Consider the following 20,843-nt stretch of genomic DNA (forward strand, 5'->3'; position numbering starts at 1 on the left):
TCAGGCAGGGGGGCAGGCGTGGAGGCGCGCACTCTAGCCTTTGCCCTTGCTTGTGGTGGTGCCTGTCGTCGTATCGGCTGGCTGCGGGATGCTGACCTTCACGCCATCGCGCAGGTGGTCCACCCCGTCGGTCACGACCCGTTCACCTTCCTTCACCCCGTCGGTCAGCACGGTCATGGTGTTATTGGCGTGGCTGGTCTTGACGTTACGCATTTCCACGGTGCTGTCGGTCTTGACCACATAGACGAACTGGCCATTCGGGCCGGTCTGCAGGGCGTTGGTGGGCACCAGCAGCACATTATGGTCGGTGCTGACCAGCAGGCGGGCATTGACGAACTGGTTGGGGAACAGCTCCTCCTGCGAATTGGCGAAGAGCGCGCGCATGCGCACCGTGCCGGTGGAGGTATCGATCTGGCTGTCCAGCACGCTGACCTGCCCGGTCGCGATCTTGTTGAGGTTGGCGCTGTCCCATGCTTCCACCGGCAGGGGCGTGCCCAGGCGCAGGCGGTCCGCCACTGGGCCGATATCATTTTCAGGCAGGGTGAAGATGACGGAAATCGGCTGCATCTGCGTCAGGGTCACCAGCCCGTTGGTCTGGCCCGCGGTGATGTAGTTGCCCATGTCCACCGCACGGATGCCCACGCGCCCGTCCACCGGGGCCAGGATGTGGCAGTAGGTGATCTGCAGCTTTTCGTTATCCACCTGTGCCTGGTCGGACTTGACCGTGCCTTCCAGCTGTTCGACCTTGTACTGCTGGTCCTTCGCCGTCATGGCCGCGACGCTGTCCTGGCGGATCAGGCGCTGGTAACGGGCGTTATCCACCTTTGCCGCGTTCAGCTGGGCGATGTCCTGCGCCAGCTGTCCTTCGTACTGCGCCAGAAGCACCTCGTACGGGCGGGTATCGATCAGCGCCAGCAGGTCGCCCTTGTGCACGTGCTGCCCCTCGGTGAACAGCACCTGCATGAGGTAGCCGTCGATGCGCGACTGCACCGTGACATTGGTGATCGGCACGACCGTGCCCAGTTCCGTCAGGATGACGGGCATGTCGCCACGGCTGACGGTCGTGACCGCCACGGGCTGGTCACCGCTGGTTGCGTGTTTCTTGCTGGTGGAATGGGGGCGCAGGAAGGCCACCGCCAGGACAACAGCCAGCGCCCCGCCCGCCAGATAAAGGACGCGCCGCCCGCGCCGTGGACGGCCCGTGGGCGGCGTGCTGTTTTCCGGGGTATGGGACGGAGGAGGAGTTGTATCCATGCGGTCGGTTTTCTGCCTGCTGTCGAACGGGCGTCCTGTCTGAAGGACCGGGCCATTATGATAAAGACAAGGTTTCTGATTCGCCTTGCCGCAGTATTAACATGGCTTCGAATAGGTCGAAGTTAGCGAATGTAACATTGTATCTGTGGCGGGGAAGGGGAAAACCGCATGGCGATTCAATTCCGTTTCTGATTGACAATGGTATCGTCATGTCCGCTGACGGTGGCCCCCGCATTGGCTGACAGCCGCAGCAGGATCGGCAGCGCCATGGATGCGATCAGCGCGCATGCCACGAAGGCCACGGTGTAGTCCTGTCCCTGCCACGACGTGGGCAATGCCGCGCGGCCCGCGGCCAGAACGCCCGCGGACAGGCATATGCCCATTGTCAGCATGACCTGCTGGCATGTGGAATACAGGCTTGTGGCCGCCCCCATCCGCGTCTTTGGCATGTCGGCATAGGCGATGGTGTTATAGCCGGTGTACAGCAGCGTCTGCCCCATGCCGTTGATCGCCAGCAGGCCCAGCAGCCAGCCCATGTCCATGCCCGGCCTGAACCCGGCCAGCAGCAGGCAGACGACCGGCAGCACCAGGCAGGTCGCGCACATGACGGCGCGGAAGCCCCGGCCACGGTAGATCCGGGGGGCGACAAACCGCATGGCCAGCGCGCCGACGGGCGCGATGAAGGTGATCAGCCCGCTCTGTGCCGCACTCGCGCCGAAACGCGTCTGCAACAGGGATGGCAGGAGGAATATGATCCCCGCCGTCGCAATGCGCGTAAACCCGCCCGCCATGACCGAGATGCGGAATGTCGCCACCCGCAGCAGCGACAGGTCCAGCACCGGATGCCGCACCCCACGCGCATGGCGCAGGTAGGCCACGGCGCAGAGCGGGGCAAGCAGCAGCAGCCCTGCCGATATGACGGTCGGGAAACCCGGATGGGTCAGCATTTCCATGCCGAAGATCAGTCCCGCCAGCCCGGTTGCGGACAGGATGTTGCCGCGCAGGTCGAACGGTGGCGGCCGGGCCGCGCGGATCTGGGGAATGAACCACCCCGTCAGGGCAATGGCCAGCAGGCCAAGCGGAATGTTGATGTAGAAAATCCAACGCCAGGACAGCCACGATGTCAGCACGCCCCCCAGCACAGGCCCGGCCATGGGGCCGATGGTGGCAGGCAGCATGACCCACGCCATGGCGGATAGCAGTTCCGATTTGGGCACGTTCTGCAGGATCACCAGCCGTCCGACCGGGACCATCATCGCGCCCCCCGCCCCCTGCACCAGCCGTGCCAGCGCCAGCACCGGCAGATCGGGCGCCCAGCCGCACAGCAGCGAACCCGACAGGAACAGCGCGATGGCGCAGCGCAGCGTGGTGCGGCTGCCAAAGCGTTCGGCCACATGGCCCGATGCCGGGATCAGGGCGGCAAGGCCCAGCATGTACACCGTCAGTGCGATGCTGGTCTGTGGAATATCGACATGGAAATCCCCCGCCATGGCGGGCAGCGCCGTTGTCAGGGCGGTGCCGTCGATCTGTTCCATCATCATGAGGCTGGCGACAATCAGCGCCATGATCCGCTTGCGGGCACGTGACGGGGGCGACGTGCCGGGCGAAGGTGGGGGAAATGTGGAGGGGGCGGTCGTCAAGGGGGGCATGATCATGCATGATATAGGCGGTACGGAACCGTAAGCGCCATCATGGCGTTATAGGCCAACGCTACAAACCAAGCGATACAACGGAGTGTGAACGATGTCGGAAGACAAGGCAAAGACCATCGAGACAAAGGCCGAAGGCGTCATGGATGAAGGCGTTGGCCGCCTGAAGGACGCCGCCGGTGGCCTGACGGGCAACATGGGCATGCAGGCGGAAGGCAAGGTGGACCAGCTTTCGGGCATGGCACGCCAGGAATTCGCCGACCTGTATGAAGAAGGCGAGGGCAAGGTTGAGCGCGCAATGACGTTCGTGCGCGAACGCCCGCTGTTTTCGCTGGGGATTGCTGCCGTGATTGGTACCATCATGGGGCTGATTTTCCTGCCCCGTCGCAAGGGCTGAACCGGGTCGAGTCGTTTTTTTTTCATTTTAAGGGACTCGATGAGTCCACAGCATCTTGCGCAACCCTGCATAAAAATGGTTTCCATCCTTCCAGAACGGAAATTCGATGCGAATCGGGCCACCATGGTCCGATTCGCATACGATCAGGAAGGAATGGATGCCCGATTACGCGCTTGAAAACGCCCATGGGGGACGCGTCGCCGGTGTGGATGAGGTTGGTCGTGGCCCGCTGGCCGGACCTGTCATCGCCGCCGCGGTCATGTTCCTGTCGGACGTTCCGGGCGCGCTGGCGGACAGGCTGGATGATTCAAAGAAGCTGAAGCCAAAGGTCAGGCAGCAGCTTTATGACGTGCTGCACGCCACTCCCGGTGTCCTGATCGGGGTGGGGGGCGCATCCGTCGCCGAAATCGAACATTACAATATCCTCCGCGCTTCATGGATTGCCATGCAGCGTGCTGTCGGTCGCCTGCCGCAATCCCCCGAACTGGTTCTGGTTGATGGAAACGCCGCACCCGATTTCGGGTGTCCGGCGCAATGCGTCGTGGGGGGGGATGCGATCAGCCTGTCCATTTCTGCGGCGTCCGTGGTGGCCAAGGTCGTGCGCGACCGGCTGATGACACGGCTGGCCCGGCGCTGGCCCAGCTATGGCTGGGACCGCAATGCGGGTTACGGTACCGCGATCCATCGCGCAGCCCTGATGGCGGATGGCATAAGCCCCCACCATCGCGCAGCGTTCGGCACGGTACGCCGCATCATGCAGGCTTCCGTTCTCCCTTCTTCACCCCAAAGCGCGGAGCAGCCATCATGCTGAACAATTCATGAGCGGTGCGGTTATGATGGAATTGCCCCTGGACCAGGTGCTGCGGGGGGACTGTGTCGAGATGATGCGCACCCTGCCCGCAGGGTCGATCGACTGCGTGTTCGCGGACCCACCATACAATCTGCAGTTGAAGGGCGAATTGCGCCGCCCCGATGACAGCGTGGTCGATGGGGTGGATGACGACTGGGACAAATTCACCGATCTTCAGGCCTATGACGAATTCACCCGTGCGTGGCTGACCGAAGCGCGCCGCGTCCTGCGCAAGGACGGTACGATATGGGTGATCGGGTCGTACCATAACATTTTCCGCATTGGCGCGATCCTGCAGGATCTGGGGTTCTGGATCCTCAATGACGTGATCTGGCGCAAGTCCAACCCCATGCCCAATTTCCGGGGGCGCCGTTTTACCAATGCGCATGAAACGCTGATCTGGGCGGCGCGGGGACCCGACAGCCGTTATCGCTTCAATTACCAGGCGATGAAGGCGCTCAATGACGATGTGCAGATGCGTTCGGACTGGTACCTGCCGCTGTGTACCGGCGGCGAACGGCTGCGTAACGAACATGGCCTGAAACTGCATCCCACCCAGAAGCCCGAAAGCCTGCTGCACCGCGTGCTGGTGGCGTCCACCAATGTGGATGATGTGGTGCTGGACCCCTTTACCGGCACCGGCACTACGACCGCCATGGCGCGCAGGCTGCGCCGCCGCTTCATCGGGATCGAGCGCCACCCCGATTATGCCGAGGCCGCAATCGGCCGCGCCCGACGTGAAAAGCCCGTACCTCTGGACAGCGTGCAGACCACGCCCGCCCGGCGTGAAAGCCCGCGCGTGCCCTTTGGTGTGCTGGTGGAGCGCGGCATGGTGCCTGCCGGCACGGTGCTTACCGACCGGCAGAAGCGGGTGCGCGCCACCGTATCGCCCGATGGCACGCTGGTCAGCGGGCGGCACCGGGGGTCGATCCATAAAATGGGCGCGTTGCTGACCAATGCGCCATCGTGCAATGGCTGGACCTTCTGGTATTTCGAGCGAGAGGGCGAACAGACCCAGCTTGATGTGCTGCGCGGTGAAATCCGGGCGGAGCAGGCAGCCGTCGCCTCCTGAACCATGGGGTGGGGGCGGACAGCAACATTCATGGGCATGACGGCGTGAACCGGCGGCCGGACCATGGCGGCCCGCACGGCCTGCCCGCGATGGAATGGAACGCGGCCCGCCATTCCGCCGGGCAGACGGATGATTACCTGTACAGCCAGCTTATTCCCTATATCGGGAACAAGCGTAAACTGCTGGGCCTGATTGCGCAGGCCGTCGCCGCCACGGAAGAAAATCCCGCCCGGACCGATTTTGTGGACCTGTTTGCCGGCACCGGCGTCGTTTCCCGTCTGGCCAAATGGCTTGGTTTCCGCGTGCTGACCAATGACTGGGAACCGTATAGCGAGGTGCTGAACCGCTGCCATGTCGGCACATCCGCGCCGCCGTGTTTTCATGGTGGCCGGGACTATGCGCAGGTCATAGCCGAACTGAATGCCCTGCCACCGCGGGAAGGCTGGGTGACCCGTCACCTGTGCCCCGATGATGACGTGGAGTACGATACGGCGCGTGACCGGATGTTCTACATGCGCAAGAACGGCATGCGCATTGATGCCATCCGCGAACGGATCGCACAGTGGGAGGCGGACGGACTGCTTGATGGCGGGCAGAAGGCCTGCCTGCTTGCCCCCCTGTTGTACAGCGCCAGTTACAACAGCAATACCAGTGGTCTGTTCAAGGGATTCCACCGGGGCTGGGGCGGGCGTACCGGCACGGCACTGTACCGCATCGCAGCCGACCTGCACCTTCAGCCCGCAAGCTTTATCGATAACGGGCGTGACAATATGGTCGTGCGGATGGATGCGCATGCCCTTGCCACCCATCTGGCCGGACAGGTGGGGGAAGCGGCCATTGCCTATGTGGACCCGCCTTACAACCAGCACCCTTACGGCGCGAATTATCATGTCCTGAATACGGTCACGCTGTGGGACCAGCCCGAACTTGCACCAAAGATCACGGGGCGCGACAAGGCCGCGATCCGGCAGGACTGGCGCACGCAGCGGCGCAGTCCCTACAACCACCGGCGGCAGGCGCTTGCGGCCTATCGTGATCTGTTATCCGTGCTGGAGACACGCTGGATCGCCACCAGCTACAGCACCGATGGCTTCATTCCATTGCATGATATGGTCCGTGCGAATTGCGAACGCGGCGATGTGCGGGTCTTTACCCGTGGCTACAAACGCTATCGCGTCAGCCGCCAGCGTTATTCGGCGCGTCCGATGACCGTTGAATTCATCCTGCTGACCGATACGCGCAGCCGTGGCGTCAGCACCGCGGATCAGATCGTGCAGGAAATCATGGCGATGGAAGCCCGACTGAACCCAGCAGGCGATGTCTGAAAACAGCTGATTGGTAAATAAAAAACTTCTTCTAGCTGCCGCCGAAGCCGAGGAACCCGATGGACGGGTCAGCATGCCCGCCCGATGCATCATAGCGGTGGTCAACGGTTGCGGTCGTGGAGGCATGACGCGGCATGGTCAGCGGCGGGGTATCATCCTCGCCTTCCGCAAGGTTGTTCGATGCGAAATGCGGGTCCGAATCCGAGAAGGTACGCATCGACAGCAGCAGGAAGGTGATGTCGTTGCGGTTCAGGTCAATCGCCATGTCCAGCGGCGTCTGCCCCAGCACGTTATGGCCCGTCATGTCCGCACCGCGGTTCAGGGCTTCCTTCGCGGCCCCCAGACTGCCACGGTTGATGGCGTCAAACAGCGCATCGGTCGGGTTCATGTCCGCACTGGCGTGACCGTGCTCTTCTTCATGCGATTCCGCGCCCGGCAGGGCGGCAGGGGGGGCGGCTGCCTTGGCCGCACGGCGGGCTTCGGCCTTTTTTGCGGCTTCAGCGGCTTCGCCCTCGGCTTCCGCTTCGTCGGCATCCTGTGCGTACGCCACGTGAAGGGGCATGCACAGGCAGGGAATTCCTGCGAACAGGGCGGCGGCAAGAAGATAAATACCGGATCTGGAAATCATGTCCTGTCCCGAGAGTGAGCGAGCATTCGACCGGGCATGCGAAACGGCCGCATGCCTCCCGGCAGTTCTGGTGATTACCGCAAAATTGCGGCTGATGCGATGCCTAATCATCTTTCTGTCAGGAACGGCTTTCCCGCCACCATGCCAGCAGCAGCATGACCAGCACGAACAGGCCCACCGCCCAGGCAGGCAGGATGGATGTGGCCTGCTGTCCCGATACGCTGTGGGCATTGCGCGCGGGAAAGGCAAACCGGTCGGCTGTCGCGCTTACACGTCCGCTTTCCATGACCACCTGTGGCAGGGAAGGGGCCTGCGGGTTGTCACCCAGCCAGTGCACGCCCCCACCGGTTGCCGCCGCCATGGGCGCCAGCAGGGACGCCGTTGCCCGCAGATCGGCAAATTCAACCGGGTCTTCCATGCGCGGGGCGGCAAAGGCCTCATGACCCGCGTCGTCGCGCACCGTCCATATCCCTTCCTGCCGCGCGGGCAGGCGGGCACGGGCAAGGCCGGTATTGCCTGCGGGTTCCAGCGTTATGTCCTGCGTGGTGCCATCGGGGGCGATCACATGGACAACCGGCGGCGGCCCGGCGGTGACCGAACGCCGCGTAATGGTCAGCTGCCCTGCCGATATCCCCGCCTCCAGCTGGTTTTCCTCCAGTTCCGGTTCCTTCATCAGCCAGTGTGAAATCCGGCGCAGCAGTTCCGACTGCGGTCCGCCGCCGCCTTCGCCATGCGACCACAGCCATGCCTGATCCGACAGCAGGAAGGCGACGCGTCCCTTGCCCGCATGGTCAAGCACCAGCAGGGGCTGCTGGTCCGGGCCGGTCATCAGCACTTCGCCATTGGCGGAATCCGTGCGCAGTCCGCGATACCACGGCCCCCAGCCCGGTTGCGCGCCCGCCTTGTCCGGCGCCCCCGGCAGGCCGGAGGTCACGGGATGGCGCATGCCGGTTTCCGTAAGGTCAGGCCGGAAGCGGCGCACGGTCATGCCATCGCCGGACGCCACATGGGCAGGCAGGATGTCCGACAGTGGCGTGTCCTGCAGCGATCCGGGGGTCAGGAATTCCGGTCCCCCGATCAGCAGCAGCCCACCGCCCGCACGGATGTGGTTGACGATATTGCGCAGGTAGGCTTCGGGCAGGATGCCCCGGTTTTCAAACCCGTCGAGGATGATGAGGTCGAACTGGTCGATCTTCTGCTGGAACAGTTCGTTCACCGGAAACGCGATCAGCGCAAGGTCGGACAGTGGCGTGCCGTCATCGCGGTCAGGCGGACGCAGGATGGTGAAGTGGACCAGATCGACGGACGGGTCGGCCTTCAGCAGCCGCCGCCATACCCGCTCGCCCTGGTTGGGCGTGCCTGACACCAGCAGCACGCGCAGCCGGTCCCGCACGCCGTTTATGCGCACGACATCATGGTTGTTGCGCGTCGAGACCTCGCCGGGCAGTTCCGGGGCCGACAGGCCGACCAGCATCTCACCGGGATGGGTGACGGGCAGGGTGATGTCCTGCGGCTGCCCGATCCGCACGGGCCGTGAAAAGGTCGTGCCATCCCCCTGTGTCAGGGTAAGCGTGGTGGTGGCGTCGGGCGCCGGGCGCGCGCCCTGGTCATCAATCTCGACACGGATGGTGACATCCTTGCCCACTATGGCAAATGGCGGGGCCTGCAGCACGCGCAGGTGACGGTCCGTTTCCTCTCCCTTGCCGGTCAGCAGCACATGCAGCGGCAGCATTGTGCGGTGGCCGTGCCCGTCATCGGGGTTGAGCATGTCGGGCACGCTGGCGGGGATGTCGTGGTCCTCGCCATCGGTCACCAGCACGGCGCCCGCAAGGCGGGAGGGCGGGATATCCGCCGCCGCCTGCCTTAACGCGCCAAACAGTCGCGTGCCGCCATGCTGGGCCTCACGCAGTGTGACTATGCGCGGCACCAGTCCCGGCACGCGGTTCATTTCGGCCTGCAGGCGTTCGGCGGTGTTGCGCGCCATGTCGCCCCGGTTGCGTTCGGACATGGATGCCGACTGGTCCACCACGATCAGCGCGGTTTCGGGCAGCGGGTGCCATGTTTCGGTAATGCGCTGCGGGTCACACAGCCATGCGATCACGCCCATGCCCGCCAGTAGCCGCCACACGCTGCCACGCACCCGGCGCACAAGGCCTGCCACCGCCATGACAATCACGGCGGCCAGCAATATGTAGATGCACCACAGCGGTACCTGCGGGCTGAATGCCATCATGTGGCGTGACAGGTCAGGCATGCCCATCATTCCCCCAGCCGTTTCAGCAGGGCAGGCACATGGACCTGATCCGCCTTGTAATTGCCCGTCAGCGCATAGATCACCGCATTGACCCCGAACCGGTAGGCCAGCACGCGCTGTTCCGCCCCGTCGGGCACGGGGGCATAGGGGGTGTTGCCGCTGTCATCCACCGCCCATGCATGCGCCCAGTCATTGCTGCCGATGATGACGGGACTGACGCCGTCATTGGTGCTGTCGCCTTCCTGCGCCACCCATACCGGCATGCCGTCGTACCGGCCGGGAAAATCGTGCAGCAGGTAGAACGTGCGGGACAGCACATGGTGGTTATCCATCCGTGCAAGGGGCGGGATATCCAGCCCCGCCGTCATGCGCCGCAGGGCCGCCGCCGTGCCGGGGGCTGAACCGGTATAGCTGCCGCCACTGTCGGTTGCCGTGGCGGGGTCCTGTCCCTGCGTGTCGATCATCAGGATGCCGCCATGGCGCATGTAGGTATTCAGCGCTGCCGTGCGGGCGGGCGTGGTGGTGGCATCCGCCGTCACCGGCCAGTAGATGAGCGGGTAGTATGACAGGTCATCGCGTTCCGGCACCACGCCATCAGGGTGGCCCAGCACGGCGGATGTCCGGGCATTGACGTAATCAGACAGGCCCTGAAGCCCTTCTTTCGAGACATCATCGACATCCGCATACCCGGTGATGATATAGGCCAGCCGGGTTTCCAGCGCCGCCCGCGGCACGTCGGGGGGAATGTCCGCCGCATGCGCATGGCCGTGCGGCATGCAGGCCAGCGCCAGCATGGCGACCGTCGTACGGCGGGCCCATTTCCGTCCGCGCTGCAGCACGCTTATCGCGCCATCCACGATCAGCAGCAGGGCGGCCAGGAGCATGAGCATCGGCCCGATGGCAAGATCAGGCACCTGTCCGCGCAGGTCCGATGCCGTGCCGATGGTGTCCTGCGCCACAAGCGGGGCCGGGCCATCACCGGGGTTGAGCGCGCGGCGGCTGTTGCGTGGGCCATACAGTCCTGGCGGGTGTTCCGGTGTGGGGGCCGTGTGGCCGAAGGCATCGGCCCGCAGCGCCTGTGCCCCCGCGGGTGGCGTTACCAGCGCGCCATCGCCATCCAGCGTCATGTACGGAGCCAGCAGGGTTGCGCCGGCCGGTGTCTCGATCCCCGATGCCTCGTCAATCAGGTGCTGCAGCATGCCCACGAACAGCCCCGACAGCGGCAGGTTGGACCATTCCGCCGTGCTGGTGACATGGAACAGCACGACCTGCCCCGCCCCAAGGGCGGCATGGGTCACCAGCGGGGTGCCATCGGTCAGCCGCGCCCAGCTATGGCTGTCCAGATCGGTGGAGGGCTGGGCCAGGACCTGCCGCGACACCGTGACATCACCCGGGATATCAAGGTCATGGAACGGGGAGGATGCAGGGAAGGGGGCAAGATGTTCGGGTCTGCTCCATGACATGGTGCCGCCCAGCACCCGTTCGCCCCCCATCAGGGGTACGGGCAGCAGCGTATCGGCGGGCTTCGGGTCGGGGGCGGGGCTGTCGCTGCCCTTGACCAGCAGGGGGCCTGCAAAACGGATCAGGGCACCGCCACCGCGCACCCATGCTTCCACCTTCCTGCGGCTGTCGGGGCTGCCAAGCGTGCCGTCGGGTGCGATGATGACCGAAAGCGGGCGGGCCAGCAGCGTGTCCAGATCGCCCTCGCGCAGTTCGGCAGTGGGCTGCAGCGCGCGGCGCAGGTAGAACAGGCTGCCCATAAGCGGCGTGTCGGATGATGTGCTGGAAATCAGCCCCACGGGGCGCTGGCGTTCACGTTCATCCAGCAGGCGCACGCCACCCGGCCCGTTTACGCCATCCAGCGACAGGTGGTCGACCTTGTTGCGCAGCTCGGCTGGCAGGTCGGGTGTGATGTCCACATGGTCGCTGCCTGCGGGCAGGGTTGCGGGCACAAGGGCCAGCGTGCCCCCGGTGGTGGTTTCAAGCCGTAGTTGCCATGTGCGTGCATGTGGGCGTGGCACGGCGCGCAGGCGGGTGGCCAGTCCGTTTTCGCCACCGTCCGGCGGCGCAAGCAGGGTAATGTCCGAACCGGGCAGGTACATTTCCCGCACCGGTCCGATTTTGGATAATGCCGCGCCAAACGCGGCATCCGCCGGTGTGGCCAGCCCGTCCGAAACATAGATGACCGGCCCGTGCCAGCCCTGCTGCGCCAGTTGCGCCAGCGCGCGCGTGGCCGCCGCCCGGTCCGCTGACCATGCGCGGGGCAGGAGCGGGTCAATCATGCCGCGCAGCACCTGCGCCTGCTGCGTGGGCTGGACGGTTACCGGGTCCAGCGCGTCACTGCGCGCCGTCAGCAGCAGCCGCGCCCCATGCCCGGTGCGTGACAGGTGATCCAGCAGCCCGTCCAGCGCGTGGATGCGCTGGGGCCATGTGCCCGCCGCGGCCCAGCCATTATCCACCACGATCAGGCAGTCGGCATCCGCCAGTCCTGCCTGCCCGCGCGGAAAGATCGGCTGCGCCAGCCCCAGCACCAGCAGCCCCACGGCGGCACAGCGCAGCAGCAGTCGCCACAGGGGGGCTGAGGTCGCATCCGGCGGCGGCGCGTTGAGCGCGCGCAGCAGGGCCATGGGCGGAAAAGACTGCACCCGTGGCGCGGGCGGCAGGGCGTGCAGCAGCCACCACACCACAGGCAGTGCCAGCAGGCCCAGCAGCATCCAGGGCGCAAGCAGCATCATGGCCTGTTCCCCATGCCCGGCAGGGCGTGCAGCGCCAGCAGGGCTTTTTCCGGCGGCTGGTCCGTCAGGTGCGGCACCGGCGGGCTGCCCGCCGCCTGGCACAGGGTTCGTAACTGGTCCTGATGGCGGGTCCATATCGCGGCGTAGTCATGGCGCAGGGTTGCGCTGCCATTGAGCAGTAAGGCCGTGTCATCCTCCAGCCCGGTAAAGCGGGTATGCCCTTCATATGGAAAAGCGGTTTCCGCCGGGTCAATCACTTCGATCAGCGTGCAGGTCGCCTGCCGCGCCGTGGCCGCGCGCAGGAAGGCCGACAGTTGCGTCGCGGGATACAGCCCGTCGCCAAACAGCAGCACCCGGCTGCGCGCGGGAATGGCGGCGGCCTGTGGCAGGGTGGTATCGTCTGCCGTGGTGCGCAGGGCGGCGATCAGCGCATGCGCCATGCGTTCCAGCGCCTGCCGCCCGCGCAGGCGCAGCGGGGGCGTGCCGGCAGCACCCAGCAGGCGGATGTCCTCCCCCTGTCGCAGCAGCATGGCGGCGCAGGCGAGCGCGAGCAGGAAGGCGCGTTCGGCCTTCAGCGGCAGGCTGTCATCGGAGCGCCAGCGCATGGATGCGCTGTTATCGCACCAGATGCATATGGTGTGCGGGGTCTGGGCTTCATGTTCGCGCACGAACGCCCGGTCCCCGCGCGCCGACTGCCGCCAGTCGATATGGGTCGCGGCCTCGCCCGACATGGCGGGGCGGTACTGCCAGAATTCCTCACCCACGCCTGCCTTGCGCCGCGGGTGGGGACCGGCACCCGCATTCTGCGCGATCCGGCGTGCCGTCACGATCAGGGTCGGCAGGCGACTGGCCAGTGAATCCGCCACCGCCGTGGCCGAAACCGGGTGGCGGGGCAGGAAGCCGGTATCATCCCCGTCATGGCCCGATGGAAACGACGTCCTGCCCGGTCCCGGTCGGGTCCGCCCGGACAGGCGCGTGAGAAAGGACAGGGCTGCGCGCAATGTCAGCCGATCCGTCCGACCAGCGTGTCGATCAGCGTGCCCAGGCGGACGTTTTCCGCCCGCGCGGTAAAGGACAACGCCATGCGGTGGGCAAGGATGGGATGGGCCAGTGCGGCCACGTCCTCGATCGTGGGGGACAGGCGGCCATCCAGCAAAGCGCGCGCACGGGTGGCCAGCATCAGTGCCTGCGCCGCGCGTGGACCGGGGCCCCATGCCACGGCTTCGCGTATGGTCGGGTCATCGGTCGTTTCCGGCCGGGCCGCGCGGACAAGCCGCACGATCGCATCAACCACCTGTTCACCCACCGGCAGCGCGCGCACCAGTTCCTGTGCCGCCAGCATGTCACTGGCCGCCAGGACGGCGCGCGCCGTGGCCGTGGTGGTGCCGGTCGTGGCCAGCAGCATGGCGCGTTCGGCGCTGGCATCGGGGAAGTCCAGCGTCACCTGCATGAGGAAGCGGTCAAGCTGCGCTTCGGGCAGGGGATAGGTGCCTTCCTGCTCGATCGGGTTCTGGGTGGCCAGAACGTGAAAGGGGCGGGGCAGCAGGTGGTTGGTCCCGGCAATCGCGACCTCATGCTCCTGCATGGCCTGCAGCAGGGCGGACTGGGTACGGGGGCTGGCGCGGTTGATTTCATCGGCCATCAGCAACTGGCAGAAGACCGGTCCCGCGACGAAGCGGAAGCTGCGGCGGCCGCTTTCGTCTTCATCCAGTATCTCGCTGCCCAGAATGTCGGACGGCATGAGGTCGGGCGTGAACTGCACGCGCCGCGCATCCATGCCCAGCACGTGACCCAGCGTTGTGACCAGTAGCGTCTTGCCCAGTCCCGGCGCCCCCACCAGCAGCGCATGCCCCCCCGACAGGATGGATGTCAGCACAAGGTCGATCACCTGGTCCTGTCCCAGTATGACGCGGCCGATTTCCGCGCGTGCATCCCGCAGGCGCACGCCCATGCTTTCGGCCTGGGCTGCAATCTGTTCACCCGTGGGGGCGGAGGGAGATGTCATGCCCGCCTGCGGCGCCGCATGGAGGGGAGGGGTATCATCCATGGTCATCATTCCAACAGTCTGACAGGTCCGGGGGTTTCATCAACCCGGTGTTGATCCCTATATCAAGTCCAGCAGCTTCCATAGTGTCGGGTTAACGCAATTGATGGACGATTTCGAGACAGGTGAGACCGCGCCCTCCCTTTCCATGGGGCAGGCAGGCACATGCGGCGCGCTGCCGTTCCTGATCAGGCGTGACGGGACATGGCTGTATCGTGGCTCCCCCATCCGTCGCAAGCCGATGGTCTGCCTGTTCGCATCCACCCTGCGGCGTGATGCGCAGGGTGGGTACCGCCTGCAGACCCCGGTCGAGCAGGGCACGATCGAGGTGGAGGACGCGCCTTTTGTCGCAAACCACCTGGAATGGCATGGCTGCGGGCGCGGGCAGGTGCTGTCGTTCCGCACCAATGTGGACCAGGTGATCTGCGCGGGGCCGGACCATCCGATTCGCTGTGCGTGGGACGTGCCGTGCGAAGGCTGCGGCACGGGGCCGGTGCCCTACCTGCATGTGCGAGACGGGGATGGCGCGCTGCCGATCGAGGCACGGATCGCGCGCCCGGTCTATTACGAACTGGCCGCACTGGCGGTGGAAGGGAACTGCCGTGGCGTACCCTGCCTGGGGGTATGGAGCCAGCATGTATTTTTCCCGCTATCGACCCTGCCGGATGAAATCTGATCATGGCGGGCGATAACCCGCTTGATGGCCTGCGTCGGGACATGCCGGCTGTGTCAGGGCAGCTTGCGCGGATATGGTCCATCCTGCCCGATGCGCGGCTGGTGGGCGGGGCCGTGCGCGACCTGCTGTGCGGGCGGGGGGTATCGGATATCGACCTTGCCACCCCGTTTGCGCCCGATATGGTGATGGCAAGGCTGAAACAGGCGGGGATACGCGTGGTGCCCACGGGCCTGTCGCATGGCACGGTTACCGCCGTGCTGGATGGCCATCCGTTCGAGATCACGACCCTGCGCCGGGATGAGGAAACCGATGGCCGCCACGCGACCGTGGCCTGGACCCATGACTGGCGCGTGGACGCGGCCCGGCGCGATTTCACCATAAACGCCATGTCGTGCGACAGCGCGGGCGTGCTGCATGACTATTTCAACGGGCGGGCCGACCTTGCCGCGGGGCGGATCCGCTTTGTGGGGGAAGCCCGCCTGCGCATTACGGAAGATGCGCTGCGTATCCTGCGTTTTTTCCGCTTTCAGGCCCGTTATGGTGGGGATGTGCCTGACCCGGAAGCGATTGCCGCCATTACGGCCCTGTCGGGCATGATTGACCGGCTGTCGGTCGAACGGGTGTGGTCGGAACTGCGCCGTATCCTTGTCGGGCCGCATGTGGTGCGCACGCTGGCCCAGATGCATGATGCCGGTGTGCTGGCCCATGTCCTGCCCGAAGGTTATGACATCGACCGCCTTGGCCGCCTGCTGGCCTGTGGGGCGCCAGCGGATGCCGTGCTGCGCCTTGCGGGCCTGGTGTCGGGGGATGTGCGCGAAGTGGCGCGGCGGCTCAAGCTGTCGCGTGCCGACACTACGGCGCTGGCACAGACGCGTGGCGCACCCGTGCCCATGCCCAGCATGGGGGTGGACGTACTCGCACCCATGCTGGCCGATCATGCGTTGCGTGACCTGTCATGGCGCGCATGGCTGCGTCAGGCCGACCTTGCGGGACAGCGTCCGGATGCGTGGGACGACCTGCGGGCCAGGCTGGAAGCGATGGAAAAGCCGGTATTCCCGCTGGCGGGGCGTGATGTCATGGCTACCGGGCGCGCATCGGGCGCAATGGTGGGCCGGGTGCTGGCGCAGGTACGGCAGTGGTGGCTGGAAAATGGCTGCACGGCAGGCCATGCGGCCTGCGTGGCACACATGGACAGGGTATTGCACGACGGCCCTTCTGGCGCGACATAATTTGTAACCGTGTGTCGCGGCTCTTTGTTTTGGGCGACCATGCGGTTATAGGCCGGTTAATGAACGCGATTCAAACGCCCGTGCCCGACAGGCAGGACACACCCACGCAAACGGTGTCGTCACGCAGCCTGATGCGACGGCTGTGGCATGATGAACTGGCCTGTCACAAGCTGCGCATACTGGCCGTCATGGTGCTGACGGCGCTTATGGCCATATTCAGCGCGCTGTACCCTCTGGTGATCCAGCGCGCGCTGGACATGTTTGCCGATCATGACCCGCGTATCCTGTATCAGGTGCCGCTGCTGGTGGTGGTGATTACGGTGGCGAAGGCCATATCACAGTATGGCCAGTCGATCGCGGTGCAGTCGCTGGTGCTGCTGGTCATCCGTGGGCTGCAGCAGCGCATGTTCCACCATCTGGTCCATGCTGACATCTCCCGTATCGAAACCGAGGCCCCGGCCCAGATCGCCGCCCGTTTCACCACCGATGCCGTAGCGATTCGGGAGGCGATGATCCGTGCGACCAACGCGCTGGGTGACGCCGTGACGGTGGTGGGGCTGATTGTCTCCATGGTGTACATGGACTGGGAACTCAGCCTGATCGCCGCCGTGCTGTATCCCATCGCGGCCATGCCGGTGCGCAGGCTGGGCAAGCGCCTGCGCCGCGAGTCCGGTGGCGTGCATGAACAGGTGGGCGAGACGAGCGCCATGCTGACTGAAAGTTTCAGCCAGTCACGCACCATCCGCGTCTACAGGCTGGAAGACGCGGAAGAACGCCGGGCGGGGCATGTGCTGGACGAACTGCATGCGGGGCTGCTGCGCATTGCCCGGGGACGCGCGCGCGTGGACCCGATGCTGGAAGTGCTGGGCGGGATCGCGGTTGCGGCCGTCCTCGGTTTTGCCGGGTGGCGCGCGACGCAGGGCGGGGCCACGCTGGGTGATTTTTCGGGATTTGTCGCAGCCCTTCTGCTGGCCGCGCGGCCGCTGCGTGCGCTGGGCACGCTCAATATCGCCCTGCAGGAAGGTCTTGGCGGCCTGCAGCGCGTGTTTGACGTGATTGATGAACCCGTGGCCGTGGCGCAGGCGCCCGATGCGATCGCCCTGCCGCCCGGTGGGGGCGACCTGCGCTTTGAACAGGTGACGTTCCGCTATCCCGATGGGCGCATGGGGCTGGAGGGACTGGATTTCGTGGCAAGCCCCGGCCTGACCGTGGCCCTTGTCGGTCCGTCGGGGGCGGGCAAGTCCACGGCGCTGTCGCTGATCCCGCGCCTGCATGACGTATCGGCTGGCCGCATCACGCTGGATGGCGTGGACCTGCGTCGCCTGATCCTGTCGGAACTGCGTGACGCGATTGCCTATGTCAGTCAGGATACGCTGCTGTTTGACCTGTCGGTGATGGACAATATCCGCATGGGCAACCCGCAGGCGGATGATGAGCAGGTGCGCGCTGCCGCACGGGCGGCGGCGGCGGATGAATTCATTCAGGCCCTGCCACGGGGCTACGACACGGTGGTCGGCCCCGGCGGGCAGCGCCTGTCGGGTGGGCAGCGGCAGCGCGTGGCGCTGGCGCGCGCCCTGCTGCGCAACCCGCGCGTCCTGTTGCTGGATGAGGCGACAAGCGCGCTGGATAGCGAAAGCGAGGCCATTGTCCAGAACGCCCTGACGCATCTGCGCCACGGGCGCACGACCATTGTTGTGGCCCACCGTCTGTCCACCGTCCGTTCAGCTGATCTGGTCGTGGTCATGGCGCAGGGGCGTGCGGTCGAATGTGGCACGCATGATGCGCTGATGGATGAAAACGGGCTGTATGCCCGCATGGTACGCAATCAGGCCTTTACGCTGTAAACTGCGCTGAATGTGCGTCCGGACCGGTGATGGCGGTTGAAGTGTTGCAAGCTTCGTGCAATGGATTGACCGACCCGTTCGGTCAATGCGTGGATGACAGGATCAGGGGCTGCAATAAAAGTGATGATGAGGGAAGCAGATGGCCGCGGACGAAGGCAAGGCAGCTGAAGACGGACAGACCACACAGGACACACGGGCACAGGACACTGGGCACGAGCAGGAAAAGGCAAAGGAAGCATCCCCCCGGCGCAAGGTAATCCTGATCGGTGGCCTTGTGGTGCTGCTTGTCCTGGGCGGGCTTTACTGGTTCCTGCACCGCAATGAAGTCGAAACGGATGATGCCTTTACCGCCGGTCGTGCGGTGGCGGTCGCACCCCACGTATCCGGCTACGTGACCGAACTGCTGGTTAACGATAACCAGTTCGTCCATCAGGGTGACGTCATTGCCCGCATTGATGACCGCAACTGGCGCGCCCAGCGTGACCAGGCGGCGGCGGCGGTGGATATCGCGCGCGCGCAGGTCCGCAACTACAGCCTGCTGGCCGAAGTGGCGAAAAAGAATTTTCCGGGTCACCTGATGGTGGCGCAGGGACAGCTGGCGGAAGCGCAGGCACAGGAATTCAAGGCGGAAACCGATTACCGCCGCCAGCATGGCGTAACGCGTGAAGCCACATCGCAGCAGAACATCGATTACGCCACCGCGGCGCTGAATGCGGCCAAGGCGCAGGTGCTTGAGGCACAGGGCAACCTTGAAACCGCCCTGCCGGTCATTCCCAACATTTCCAGCACCGAAGCCCGCGTGACCGAACAGCAGGCCCAGCTTGCGCAGGCCGAAGCCAAGCTGCGCGAGGCGGAGCTGAACGTGGAATGGACCCAGATCCGCGCCCCGCATGATGGCTGGATTTCCCAGCGTAACATTGAACGCGGCACCTATGTCACGGCAGGCCAGACCGTGGTGTCCATTGTCGAACCCGAAATATGGGTCGTGGCAAACTACAAGGAAACGCAGTTGACCCACATGCGCCCGGGCCAGAAGGTGGACATTGCGATTGATGCCTATCCGTTCCTGAAGCTGAAGGGGCATATTGATTCGCTGCAGCTGGGCACGGGGGCGACCTTCAGCGCCTTCCCGCCAGAAAACGCCACGGGCAACTATGTGAAGATCGTGCAGCGCGTACCGGTCAAGATCCTGATTGACGAGGGGCTGCGACAGGACCTGCCGCTGTCGATCGGTCTGTCGGTTGAGCCGACGGTCCACACGGAATGAGTGCGCAGGCAGCGTCCACCGGGGCGGCGGATGGCACGAACTGGAAACCGAAACACAATCCATGGCTGATCGCCGTGGTTGTGACGGTGGCCGCCTTCATGGAAATTCTCGATACCACCATCGTCAACGTGGCGCTGCCGCATATCGCGGGCAACCTGTCATCCACGTATGATGACGCGACATGGACGCTGACATCCTACCTTGTGGCCAACGGCATCGTGCTGACGATCTCGGGCTGGTTGGGCAAGCTGTTCGGGCGCAGGCACTACTTCCTGATCTGCATTTCCATGTTTTCGCTGTCGTCCTTTCTGTGCGGCATTTCCACCAGCCTGCCCGAACTGATCATGTTCCGGCTGATGCAGGGATTCTTTGGCGGCGGGTTGCAGCCCAACCAGCAGTCGATCATCCTTGATACCTTCCCGCCCGACAAACGCGCGGCAGCATTCGGCCTGACCGCCATCGCCACCGTGGTCGCCCCGGTGCTTGGCCCGTCACTGGGCGGGTGGATTACCGACAACTATTCATGGCGCTGGGTGTTCTTCATCAACGTGCCGGTGGGTATTCTGGCCACGATCGCGGTGTCGATCATGGTCGAGGACCCCCCATGGGCGCGCAAGCAGAAGGCGCCGCTGGATTTCGTAGGCATCGGGCTGATCACCATTGGCTTCGGCTGTCTGGAAGTGGCGGTTGACCGGGGTGAGGACGAAGACTGGTTCGGTTCGCACATGATCATCATCATGGCCATCCTTGCCGTCCTTGGCATCGGGGGGGCGGTAATCTGGCTGTTGCGGGCGAAAAACCCGGCGGTGGATCTGCGGGTATTCAAGGACCGTAATTTCGCGGTGGGCACGGGGCTTATGGGGGCAGTGGGCGCGCTGCTCTATTCCTCGGCCATTATCGTGCCGCAGTTTTCACAGCAGATCATGGGCTATACCGCCACCCTGTCCGGCCTGATCCTGTCGCCTGGTGGTATGGTGGTGATCGTGCTGATCCCGCTGGTGGGTATCGGGATGAAGTACATCCAGCTGCGCTATATCATCGCATTCGGCTTCTTCCTGATGGGTGTGTCCATGCTGTGGTCGGCGCAACTGGTGCCCGATCTGGATTTCCGGCATCTGGTCCTGTTCCGCATGAGCCAGACCGGCACCATGGCCTTCCTGTTCGTGCCGATTTCGACCATTACCTATGCCACCCTGCCACGCGAACTGAACGCCGACGGGTCCGCCCTGTTCAGCATGGCGCGTAACGTTCTGGGATCACTGAGTATTTCAGGGGCCACGGCACTGGTGACCGAACTGCGTCAGGCGCACCAGAACCAGATGGTCCACTGGATGACGCCGTATCACCAGCCATTTAACGAATACCTGGCCCACAGCCGTGCGGTTGCGGTCGCGCGCGGTTATGCGCAGGGGGTAGTCAATAACGTGGCCATGGGGCGGTTATACAAGGAATTCCAGCGGCAGGTGGCCATCCTTGCCTATAATGAGGTCTTCATGATCCTTGGTATTGGCTGCATGCTTGTCGTACCTTTCTGTTTCCTCATGTCGCCGCTCAAGGGCGGGGATAAATAGTAGAAGTTTTTGGGTGTCGCCTTTTTTGTAATAAAGGCGACGTTCTTC

General features: G+C 64.7%; 16 protein-coding genes. 9 read left to right on the forward strand and 7 right to left on the reverse strand.

Annotated elements, in window-relative coordinates; genetic code table 11:
* Nucleotides 1-33: 33 nt before the first annotated feature.
* Together AC1RQ9_RS02850 and AC1RQ9_RS02855 are read right to left on the reverse strand one after the other, a co-directional pair.
* On the reverse strand, nt 34-1,254 hold the full coding sequence (locus tag AC1RQ9_RS02850) for an efflux RND transporter periplasmic adaptor subunit (protein ID WP_485985473.1): 1,221 nt from the start codon (nt 1,252-1,254) through the stop codon (nt 34-36).
* Between the two features lie 176 nt (nt 1,255-1,430).
* Entirely contained in the window at nt 1,431-2,819 is a 1,389-nt protein-coding gene (locus tag AC1RQ9_RS02855) for an MFS transporter (RefSeq protein ID WP_485985609.1), read from the reverse strand.
* Between the two features lie 178 nt (nt 2,820-2,997).
* Here AC1RQ9_RS02855 and AC1RQ9_RS02860 point away from each other — a divergent pair, with 178 nt between their 5' ends.
* From AC1RQ9_RS02860 to AC1RQ9_RS02875, 4 genes are all read left to right on the forward strand, one after another.
* Nucleotides 2,998-3,300 carry a CsbD family protein gene (locus tag AC1RQ9_RS02860; RefSeq protein WP_193732489.1) on the forward strand — a complete coding sequence of 101 codons (303 nt, stop codon included), beginning with the start codon at nt 2,998-3,000 and terminating at the stop codon, nt 3,298-3,300.
* A 157-nt stretch (nt 3,301-3,457) separates the two neighbouring features.
* Complete coding sequence (locus AC1RQ9_RS02865) at nt 3,458-4,111, forward strand: ribonuclease HII (protein WP_193732488.1); 654 nt, start codon at nt 3,458-3,460, stop codon at nt 4,109-4,111.
* 7 nt (nt 4,112-4,118) lie between these two features.
* Nucleotides 4,119-5,222, forward strand: coding sequence for a site-specific DNA-methyltransferase (locus AC1RQ9_RS02870; RefSeq protein WP_026018378.1), 1,104 nt, complete (start codon nt 4,119-4,121; stop codon nt 5,220-5,222).
* A gap of 44 nt (nt 5,223-5,266) precedes the next feature.
* Complete coding sequence (locus AC1RQ9_RS02875) at nt 5,267-6,547, forward strand: DNA adenine methylase (protein ID WP_485985474.1); 1,281 nt, start codon at nt 5,267-5,269, stop codon at nt 6,545-6,547.
* A 31-nt stretch (nt 6,548-6,578) separates the two neighbouring features.
* Here the strand turns inward: AC1RQ9_RS02875 and AC1RQ9_RS02880 are convergent, their stop codons facing one another.
* The 5 genes from AC1RQ9_RS02880 to AC1RQ9_RS02900 all read right to left on the reverse strand — a co-directional run bounded on the left by AC1RQ9_RS02880 (nt 6,579) and on the right by AC1RQ9_RS02900 (nt 14,220).
* Entirely contained in the window at nt 6,579-7,175 is a 597-nt protein-coding gene (locus AC1RQ9_RS02880) for an ankyrin repeat domain-containing protein (protein WP_485985475.1), read from the reverse strand.
* A 118-nt stretch (nt 7,176-7,293) separates the two neighbouring features.
* Complete coding sequence (locus tag AC1RQ9_RS02885) at nt 7,294-9,438, reverse strand: VWA domain-containing protein (protein WP_485985476.1); 2,145 nt, start codon at nt 9,436-9,438, stop codon at nt 7,294-7,296.
* A complete protein-coding gene (locus AC1RQ9_RS02890) occupies nt 9,435-12,164 on the reverse strand; it encodes a DUF4159 domain-containing protein (protein WP_485985477.1) in 2,730 nt (909 codons plus the stop codon). Before AC1RQ9_RS02890 ends, AC1RQ9_RS02885 begins: the two co-directional genes overlap by 4 nt.
* Complete coding sequence (locus tag AC1RQ9_RS02895) at nt 12,161-13,165, reverse strand: DUF58 domain-containing protein (RefSeq protein ID WP_485985478.1); 1,005 nt, start codon at nt 13,163-13,165, stop codon at nt 12,161-12,163. The genes AC1RQ9_RS02890 and AC1RQ9_RS02895 overlap by 4 nt, the downstream gene beginning before the upstream one ends.
* Before the next feature lie 2 nt (nt 13,166-13,167).
* Nucleotides 13,168-14,220 (reverse strand): AAA family ATPase, encoded by a 1,053-nt coding sequence (locus tag AC1RQ9_RS02900; protein WP_485985479.1) that lies wholly within the window; start codon nt 14,218-14,220, stop codon nt 13,168-13,170.
* 94 nt (nt 14,221-14,314) lie between these two features.
* Between AC1RQ9_RS02900 and AC1RQ9_RS02905 the strand changes: the two genes are divergently transcribed.
* The 5 genes from AC1RQ9_RS02905 (at nt 14,315) to AC1RQ9_RS02925 (ending at nt 20,795) form a co-directional block, all read left to right on the forward strand.
* Nucleotides 14,315-14,884, forward strand: coding sequence for a DUF1285 domain-containing protein (locus AC1RQ9_RS02905; RefSeq protein ID WP_485985480.1), 570 nt, complete (start codon nt 14,315-14,317; stop codon nt 14,882-14,884).
* A 2-nt stretch (nt 14,885-14,886) separates the two neighbouring features.
* Nucleotides 14,887-16,113: a CCA tRNA nucleotidyltransferase gene (locus AC1RQ9_RS02910; protein ID WP_485985481.1), complete on the forward strand. Its 1,227-nt coding sequence runs from the start codon at nt 14,887-14,889 to the stop codon at nt 16,111-16,113.
* Nucleotides 16,114-16,172: 59 nt separating this feature from the next.
* Nucleotides 16,173-17,957: an ABC transporter ATP-binding protein gene (locus AC1RQ9_RS02915; protein ID WP_485985482.1), complete on the forward strand. Its 1,785-nt coding sequence runs from the start codon at nt 16,173-16,175 to the stop codon at nt 17,955-17,957.
* Nucleotides 17,958-18,096: 139 nt separating this feature from the next.
* Nucleotides 18,097-19,224: an HlyD family secretion protein gene (locus AC1RQ9_RS02920; RefSeq protein ID WP_193732478.1), complete on the forward strand. Its 1,128-nt coding sequence runs from the start codon at nt 18,097-18,099 to the stop codon at nt 19,222-19,224.
* Nucleotides 19,221-20,795, forward strand: a complete 1,575-nt coding sequence (locus tag AC1RQ9_RS02925; protein WP_485985483.1) for a DHA2 family efflux MFS transporter permease subunit — start codon at nt 19,221-19,223, stop codon at nt 20,793-20,795. Before AC1RQ9_RS02920 ends, AC1RQ9_RS02925 begins: the two co-directional genes overlap by 4 nt.
* Nucleotides 20,796-20,843 lie beyond the last annotated feature (48 nt).

The sequence above is a fragment of the Komagataeibacter ossonobensis genome (assembly GCF_057359305.1).